Source organism: Phenylobacterium sp. (genome assembly GCF_046590535.1).
In the GTDB taxonomy this organism is placed as follows: Bacteria; Pseudomonadota; Alphaproteobacteria; order Caulobacterales; family Caulobacteraceae; genus Phenylobacterium.
Genome location: NZ_JBKJTG010000198.1, coordinates 1 through 7581, shown reverse-complemented (window position 1 = coordinate 7581; position 7581 = coordinate 1). Strand labels below are relative to the sequence as shown.

Sequence of the window (7581 nt, the reverse complement as noted above, 5' to 3'; positions counted from 1 at the left end):
CCGCGCCCGCTGGGCACGAAAGGGTGATGGCGGAGAGGGTGGGATTCGAACCCACGGTAGGCTTGCGCCCACGCCGCATTTCGAGTGCGGTGCTTTCGACCACTCAGCCACCTCTCCTGAAGGGCCTTTGGGGGCTCCACGAAGGGGCCCGCTGAGCGAGGCGCGGAACCTACTCATCGGACCCCTCCGGCGCAAGCGCCGGTTCAGCGGGGGTAGAGGACCATTTGCGTACAGCGAAACACCGCCATCACCTTGCCGGTGGTCTCATTGGTCGCCTCGGCGTCCCAGACCTGGGTCATGCGGCCGCCGTGCAGCAGCCGGGCCTCGCAGGCGACGGCCTCGCCCAGCTTGGCGGTGCCCAGGTAGTTGGCTTTCAGCTCGATGGTGGTGAAGCCGCTGGCGCCGTCCGGCAGGCTGGCCATGCAGGCGTAGCCGCAGGCGCTATCCACCAGGGCGATCACCGAGGCGGCGTGCAGGAAGCCGTTGGCCGCCATGTGGCCGGGGAGGACGGTGAAGCGACCGCGGGCGCGGCCGGTGGCCACCTCGTCCCACGCTATCCCCAGGTCGCCCGGCAGGGTGCCCTTCTGCCGCTCCTCGAACGCCTTGGCCTGATTGCCGTCCAGCATGGTCGCCATCTCCTGGTGGACATCACGTGGGAGGCGGACGCTGCGTCAATCAAGCCATGGTCGCGGGGCCTTTGTAGGCGTCGCGCATTTCGCGCTTCATCACCTTGCCGATGTGGCTGCGCGGCAGGGCGTCGATGAGCTGCAGGTCGGCCAGGCGTTGGGTCTTGCCGACCTTGCCGTTCAGCCAGGCCTTGAGTTCGTCCGCGCCGACGCCGGCGCCGGGTTTCAGGGCGACGAAGGCCACCGGGGTCTCGCCCCAGGCGTCGGAGGGCACGCCGACCACTGCGGCCTCCAGCACCGCCTCGTGGCGGGTGAGTTCGGCCTCCAGGTCGGACGGATAGATGTTGAACCCGCCGGAAATGATCATGTCCTTCTTGCGGTCCATCAGGGTGAGGAAGCCGTCCGCGTCGAAGCGGCCCACATCACCGGTGCGGATGAAGCGCAGGCCGTCGGGGCTCCACCACTCGGCCTCGGAGGTCTTGCCCGGCTGGTTGTGGTAGCCGACCATCATCGCCCCGGAGCGGCCGACAACCTCGCCGATCTCGCCCTGGGGCACTTCCTTGCCGTCCTCGTCGATCAGCCGCATGTCGTGGCCGGGCAGCGGGCGGCCAACGGTGTGCAGCTTGTCCGGATGCTCGTGGGCCAAGAGCCCGCAGGAGCCGCCCCCTTCGGTCATGCCGTAGTACTCGATCAGGCCGCCCGGCCAGCGGTTCAGGATGTCAGCTTTGAGCGCAGCGGCGAAAGGCGCGGAGGTGGAGAACTTCATCTGGAAGGCGGACAGGTCGTAGCTGTCGAAGTCCGGCCGCTCCATCAGCCGGCGGTACTGCACGGGCACCAGCATGGCGTGGGTGACGCGGTGCTGTTCGGAGAGCTTGAGGAACTGCTCGGCGTCGAACTTCGGCATCAGCACCACCGTCCCGCCGTTGGAGATGGTGGGCAGGTAGGAAACCAGCGTGGTGTTGGAATAGAGCGGCGTGGAGATCAGCGTCACCGAGGTCGGGGGATAGACGCCGCGGCGGATCTGGCCCCAGCGCATGCGGTGCGGCTGGACGATGCCCTTGGGCGCCCCGGTGGTGCCGGAGGAATAGATGATGTTGAAGCCCTGGTCGGGATCCACCGTGACTGGGGCGGGTCTGGCGCCCTTGGGGGCCAGCCAGTCCTCGAAGGCCATGCCTGCGTCCGACCCATCCAGGGCGACCCGCTTCGCCGCCACCTGATCCATGACCCCGGCCATGGCCTGGGCCACGGGATGGTCGAGAAAGAAGACCTTCGCGCCGCAGTCCTTGAGCTGGCCCACCAGGCTCTGCGGCGTCGAAGAGGGCGCCAAGGGGGCCACCACGGCGCCGGCCCGCAGTATGCCGAAGAAGGTGGCACCATACTCCACGGAGCTGGAGGCGCAGATCGCCGCCACCTCGGCCACCGCCATGCCGTCGCGCTGCAGGGCCGCGGCGATCCGGTCCATGGTCGCGTCGAGGCCGGCGTAAGTGAGCGTGCGCCGGGCGTCGATCAGCGCCGGCTTGTCGTCCAGCGCCTTGGCCTGTTCGCGGATCACGTCGGCCAGGGTTCCGAAATCCTGGGTGAGCAGTTCTTCCGCCGACATCGCCGCAGGCCCCTAAGACCGGTTGTTCAAATGGTGCGGGTCTCATAGCCCGACCACCGACGCCGCGTCAGCCGTGATCTGACACCTTGCCCGGCGGGCGGCGGGCGACAAGAGTGTCAGCACAAGCGCGGGGCGAACTCGCCGCAAAGTGGGGAGACCGCCATGTCCGATGAGATGATCTCGCTGGGCGCCAAGCTGCGCCAGCACGCCCTGACCCGGCCCGACGCTCCGGCGCTGAGTTGCGGCGATGTCACCCTGACCTATGGCGATCTGCACCGGCGCACCAACCGCATCGCCCGCGGTCTGGCGGCGCACGGCGTCAAGCAGGGCGACCTGGTGACGCTGGGCCTGCCCAACGGGGTCGGCTTCGTGGAGGCCTGCTATGCGATCTGGAAGCTGGGGGCGACGCCGCAGCCGGTGTCCTTCCGCCTGCCGAAAGGCGAACTCGACGCCATCATGGAGCTGGCGCAGACCCCGATCGTGATCGCCGAGTTCAGCCACGCCATCGCCCGGCCACTGCTGGGCATCGCCGAGCTGGCGGCGGCGTCGGAGGACGACAGTGACCTGCCCGACGCCACGGCCCCGATCTCCAAGGCGCCCACCAGCGGCGGGTCCACCGGCCGGCCAAAGCTGATCCTGGCCGGGCAGCCCGGCGTGACCCTGAAGGACACGCCCGAGGTCGGCGGCTGGCGGCTGAACGCCGCCTCCATCGCCGTCCTGCCCGCGCCGCTCTACCACAACGCCGGCTTCGGCATGATGATGTCGGCCATGGCCCAGGGCTGCCACCTGGTGGTGATGCCAAGGTTCGATCCCGAGGCGACCCTGGCCGAGATCGAGCAGCGCCGGGCCACCTGGGTCTATCTGGTGCCGACCATGATGAACCGCATCTGGCGCCTGCCGGACGAGGTGCGCGGCCGCTACGACCTGACCTCTCTGCAGACACTCTGGCATCTGGCGGCGCCCTGCCCGCCGTGGCTGAAGGAGGCCTTCATCCACTGGGTGGGCCCCGAGGTGGTCATGGAGCTCTACGCCGGCACCGAGGCCCAGGCGGTGACCATCATCTCCGGCGCCGAATGGCTCCTCCACCGCGGCTCGGTGGGCAAGGTGACCGCGGGCGAGATGAAGGCGGTAGGCGACGACGGCGCCGACCTGTCGCCCGGCGAGGTGGGCGAGATCTACATGCGCCGTCCCGAGGGCGCACCGCCCACCTACAGGTACGTGGGGGCCACCGCCAAGGTGATGGCGGGCGGCTGGGAGAGCCTGGGCGACCTCGGCTGGTTCGACAAGGAGGGCTACCTTTATCTGGCCGACCGGCGCACCGACATGATCCTGGTGGGCGGCTCCAACGTTTATCCGGCGGAGATCGAAGCCGCTCTCGAGGAACATCCGGCGGTGCAGTCGGTGGCGGTGATCGGCCTGCCGGACGACGACCTGGGCGCCCGCATCCACGCCATTGTCCAGGCTAAGGGAACGGTCACGCCGGAAGACCTGAAGGCCCATCTGGCCGACCGGCTGGTGAGCTACAAGCAGCCGCGCAGCTTCGAGTTCGTCGATGAGCCCCTGCGCGATGACGCGGGAAAAGTCCGCCGCTCGGCGCTCAGGGACGCGCGATTGACGACGCCGTCGTAGCGGCGTGATGCCCGCCAGAGCCCTCTCGGCAGAGGTGCTCGATCAACGCAGCAGCCTGCTGCGGATGGCGCAGGCGGTGACGCACGAGGTGGCCCAGCGCGGGATCGGCGAACAGCGCCTCGTACTCCGCGCGGCGCCTGGCGAAGGTGTCCCAGGCCCAGCGGATGGGATGGTCCTTGGCGAGCCAGCGACGGAACTCCTCCCGTTTCCCGTGCCGGGCCACAGCTCCTCTCGTGTGATCGCACGGACGAAGGGGCGGAGGAGCACGCGGCCCATGATCACCGGCCGCTCGTAGTCCAGCCAGACCAAGTGGGTGGCGCGGGTGAAGGTGAGCGGTCGCGCGACCCGATAGTTCAGGCGTCTTCGCCCCCGCTCAGTTCGGCCAGCACTTCCTCGGTGTGCTCGCCGAGGCGGGGCGGGTGGCGGCGGATGTTGGCGGGTGATTTCGAGAATCGCACCGGCGGGCGCAGCTGCTTGTAGGCGCCGGCGTGGGGGTGGTCGTACTGCTCGAATAGGCCCACGGCCGCCAGGTGCGGGTCGGTTTCCAGGTCGTCCAGCCGGTTGGTCTTCACCACCGGGATCGACAGGGGCTTCAGGAGGTCCAGCCACTCCTGTGTGGTCTTCGTGCCGGTCACCGTTTCCACCAGGGCGTAGAGCTCGTGGATGTGCTTGGCGCGGGTGGCGTAGTCGGTGAACCGCGGGTCCTTGCCGAAGCTCTCGCCCCAGCCGGCGACCTCGAAGAACTGATCCCACTGTTTATCTGTATACGGAAGAAGACCGATGTGGCCGTCCTTGGTGGGATAGGGTTTGCGGTGCGGGTTGACCACGCGGGGATACCCCCACTGCCCTAGCGGCGGCTCGAAGGTGTGGTCGTAAAGGTGCTCGACCAGGAGAAAGCTGGTGACGCATTCCAGCATCGGCACCTCGACGAACTGCCCCTCCCCGGTGCGGGCGCGATGCAGCAGGGCCGCGGTCATCGCCTGGGCCATGAACAGCCCCGAGACCTTGTCGGCCACCAGGGTCGGCAGGATGCGCGGGGTGGGGTTTCCGTCCGTGCGCGGCAGGACGTCGGCCAGGCCCGAGGCCGACTGGATCAGGTCGTCATAGGCGGGCTCGCCGGCATAGGGGCCGTCGGAGCCGTAGCCGGCGGCATGCACGTAGACGATGTCCGGCTTGATGGCGGCCACGTCCTCATAGGCTAGGCCCAGGCGCTTCAGCCCCTCGTAGCGGACTGAAGCGGCGAACACGTCGCAGCTCTTGATCAACCGGCGGATGGCGCGCTGGGCGCTGGGCTCCTTCAGGTCCAGGACGATGGAGCGCTTGTTGCGGTTGATGGTCAGGAAGATCGGGCCCAGGTCCCGGGGCGTCCCCTCCGGCACGTGGCCGGCCCAGCGCATGATGTCGCCGCCAGCGCCACGGCCAGAGCCCGGGTCCTCCAGCTTGATCACGTCGGCGCCCTGGTCGGCGAGGATCTGCGTGGCGTAGGCGCCGTTGACCACGCTGGTCAGGTCGAGGATGCGGATTCCGGCCAGCGGTCCCGTCGCCCGTTCCGCCAGCTGCTTGCTTTCCGCCACGTCCCCACTCCTCACTGTCGCCCAGGTCGCTATGATCCTTCTGCATAGCCAGACGCCGGAGGGCCAGTGGATTTCGAACTCGCCGAAGAGCACCGGATGCTCAAGGACCTCGTCACCCGGTTCGTCCGCGACGAGCTGATGCCGCTTGAGGCCGGCGTCCTGGCCCGCGAGGCGGCGGGCGAAGGCCTGGGCGTCGGCGCGGCCGAGCACAAGCGGCTGGACGAGGTGTCGCGCTCCCTGGGCCTGTGGGGCCTGGATGCGCCGGAGGACATCGGCGGGTCGGACCTGCCGGCCGTGGCCATGGTGGGCGTCAACGAGGAGCTGGGCCGCACTGTCACCCCCTACACCCTGCCGCCGGACAGCCCGAACCTGCGGATGCTCATGGCCACGGTGAACGAGCCGCAGCGCCGGGCCTATCTGGAGCCCTATGTGCGTGGCGAGACGATCTCGGCCATCGGCATCTCCGAGCCGGGCGCGGGGGCCGATCCGGCGGGGATGATCACCCGGGCCGAGCGGGAGGGCGAGGACTGGATCCTCAACGGCCGCAAAATCTGGATCAGCCGCGCGGCGGAGGCCGACTTCACCATCGTCATGGCCGTCACCGACAAGGAGAAGCGGTCCCGGGGCGGCATCTCCGCCTTCCTGGTGGACAAGGGCACGCCCGGCTTCAACGTGCTGCGCAAAATCCCGATGATCGGCGGGGCGGCGACCTATGAGGTGGCCCTGGAGGACTGCCGGGTGGAGGGCTGGAAGCTGCTGGGCCAGGAGGGCTCGGGCTTCGCGCCCATGCAGCTACGGCTGGGCACGCGCCGGATCGAGATGGCGTCCTGGTCCATCGGCATGGCGCAGCGGGCGCTGGACATGATCTGCGAGTACGCCCCGCAGCGGAAGACCTTCGGCCTGCCGCTGTCCGAGCGCCAGGCCATCCAGTGGTGGGTGGCCGACGCCGCCACCCGCATCCATGCCGCCCGGCTGATGACCTATGACTGCGCCTGGAAGCTCGACCAGAAGCGCGACGTGCGCCAGGAGATCTCGATGATCAAGGCCTACGCCACCGAGATGGCGTGGGAGGTGGTCGACCGGGCGATGCAGACATTCGGCGCCATGGGGATGACCAAGGAACTGCCGTTGCAGCTGATGGCCGCCAAGCTCAGGACCATGCGCATCTACGATGGGCCCACCGAGGTCCACAAATGGGTAGTGGCCCGCAACCTTCTGGGGACGAAGTGATGAAACCGACCTACGGCGAGCACGTCAGCGTGGCCATGGACGGCCATGTGGCGGTGGTGACCATCGACAAGCCGCCACACAACTTCGTCTCCGTCGCCCTGATGCGCGACCTTGCCGACGCGCTGGAGGCGGTGGACGGCGCCCACGGCGGCCGCGCGGCGGTGCTGCAGGCGGCGGGCAAGAGCTTCTGCGCCGGCGCCGACTTCGCCTCGCCCGACGACAGCGTGGCCTCGGGCATGGGCGGGATCACCGCGCTCTACGAGCAGGCGGTGCGGCTGTTCTCCATCGAGACGCCGATCGTTGCGGCGGTGCAGGGCGCGGCGATCGGCGCGGGCCTGGGCCTCGCGCTGGTGGCCGACTTCCGGGTCGCCGCTCCGGAGGCCCGGTTCAGCGCCAACTTCGTCAAGCTGGGCTTCCACCCGGGTTTCGGCCTGACCCACACCTTGCCGCGCCTGGTGGGCGGACAGCGGGCCAACCTGATGTTCCTCACCGGCCGGCGCGTGAAGGCCGAGGACGGCCTGGCCTGGGGCCTGGTGGATGAGGTGGTCCCGGCCGAGAACCTGCGCGCCGCGGCCCTGACGCTGGCCCGCGAGATCGCCGAGAACGCGCCCCTGGCGGTGATCTCCACCCGCAAGACCCTGCGCGGCCAACTGGCCCAGGACGTCCGCGCCCAGACCATCCACGAGCATGAGCAGCAGACCATCCTGCGCGCCACCGACGACTTCCAGGAAGGCGTGCGCTCCGTAGCCGAAAGACGGGCGGGGAACTTCTCGGGGCGGTGAAATTTGAAAGCCGGAGGGGCGGTGGCGAGGCAAGAACGCATCCAGGAAGTAGTCGAACTCTACGCGGCTTTGATGACGGAGGTCAAAGTTCGCTTCTTCTGGATCGACTACGCAGCGAATGGAAAGACCGGCATGCCGGG

At 68.9% G+C, this 7581-nt stretch carries 6 protein-coding genes and 1 tRNA gene; 3 read left to right on the top strand and 4 right to left on the bottom strand.

Going from position 1 to position 7581, the window contains the following annotated elements; translation table 11 throughout:
• Positions 1-27: 27 nt before the first annotated feature.
• The 3 genes from ACLL81_RS11750 to ACLL81_RS11740 form a co-directional block, all read right to left on the bottom strand.
• Positions 28-117 (bottom strand) — tRNA-Ser (locus tag ACLL81_RS11750).
• An 86-nt stretch (positions 118-203) separates the two neighbouring features.
• Complete coding sequence (locus ACLL81_RS11745; protein WP_411288529.1) at positions 204-626, bottom strand: PaaI family thioesterase; 423 nt, start codon at positions 624-626, stop codon at positions 204-206.
• Positions 627-675: 49 nt separating this feature from the next.
• On the bottom strand, positions 676-2226 hold the full coding sequence (locus ACLL81_RS11740) for a class I adenylate-forming enzyme family protein (RefSeq protein ID WP_411288528.1): 1551 nt from the start codon (positions 2224-2226) through the stop codon (positions 676-678).
• Between the two features lie 162 nt (positions 2227-2388).
• Between ACLL81_RS11740 and ACLL81_RS11735 the strand changes: the two genes are divergently transcribed.
• Entirely contained in the window at positions 2389-3855 is a 1467-nt protein-coding gene (locus ACLL81_RS11735; RefSeq protein WP_411288527.1) for an AMP-binding protein, read from the top strand.
• 353 nt (positions 3856-4208) lie between these two features.
• On the opposite strand, the gene ACLL81_RS11730 is transcribed toward ACLL81_RS11735, so the two are convergent.
• Positions 4209-5429 carry a CaiB/BaiF CoA transferase family protein gene (locus ACLL81_RS11730; protein WP_411288526.1) on the bottom strand — a complete coding sequence of 407 codons (1221 nt, stop codon included), beginning with the start codon at positions 5427-5429 and terminating at the stop codon, positions 4209-4211.
• 66 nt (positions 5430-5495) lie between these two features.
• Between ACLL81_RS11730 and ACLL81_RS11725 the strand changes: the two genes are divergently transcribed.
• On the top strand, positions 5496-6659 hold the full coding sequence (locus ACLL81_RS11725) for an acyl-CoA dehydrogenase family protein (protein ID WP_411288525.1): 1164 nt from the start codon (positions 5496-5498) through the stop codon (positions 6657-6659).
• Positions 6659-7441 carry an enoyl-CoA hydratase/isomerase family protein gene (locus ACLL81_RS11720; protein WP_411288524.1) on the top strand — a complete coding sequence of 261 codons (783 nt, stop codon included), beginning with the start codon at positions 6659-6661 and terminating at the stop codon, positions 7439-7441. The genes ACLL81_RS11725 and ACLL81_RS11720 overlap by 1 nt, the downstream gene beginning before the upstream one ends.
• The last annotated feature ends 140 nt before the right edge of the window (positions 7442-7581 follow it).

What these genes read in the sequence shown, in the direction of transcription:
- ACLL81_RS11720 (WP_411288524.1), top strand. Translation starts at nt 6,659, where the DNA reads ATGAAACCGACCTACGGCGAGCACGTCAGCGTGGCCATGGACGGCCAT.
- ACLL81_RS11745 (WP_411288529.1), bottom strand. Translation starts at nt 626, where the DNA reads ATGCTGGACGGCAATCAGGCCAAGGCGTTCGAGGAGCGGCAGAAGGGC.
- ACLL81_RS11735 (WP_411288527.1), top strand. Translation starts at nt 2,389, where the DNA reads ATGTCCGATGAGATGATCTCGCTGGGCGCCAAGCTGCGCCAGCACGCC.
- ACLL81_RS11740 (WP_411288528.1), bottom strand. Translation starts at nt 2,226, where the DNA reads ATGTCGGCGGAAGAACTGCTCACCCAGGATTTCGGAACCCTGGCCGAC.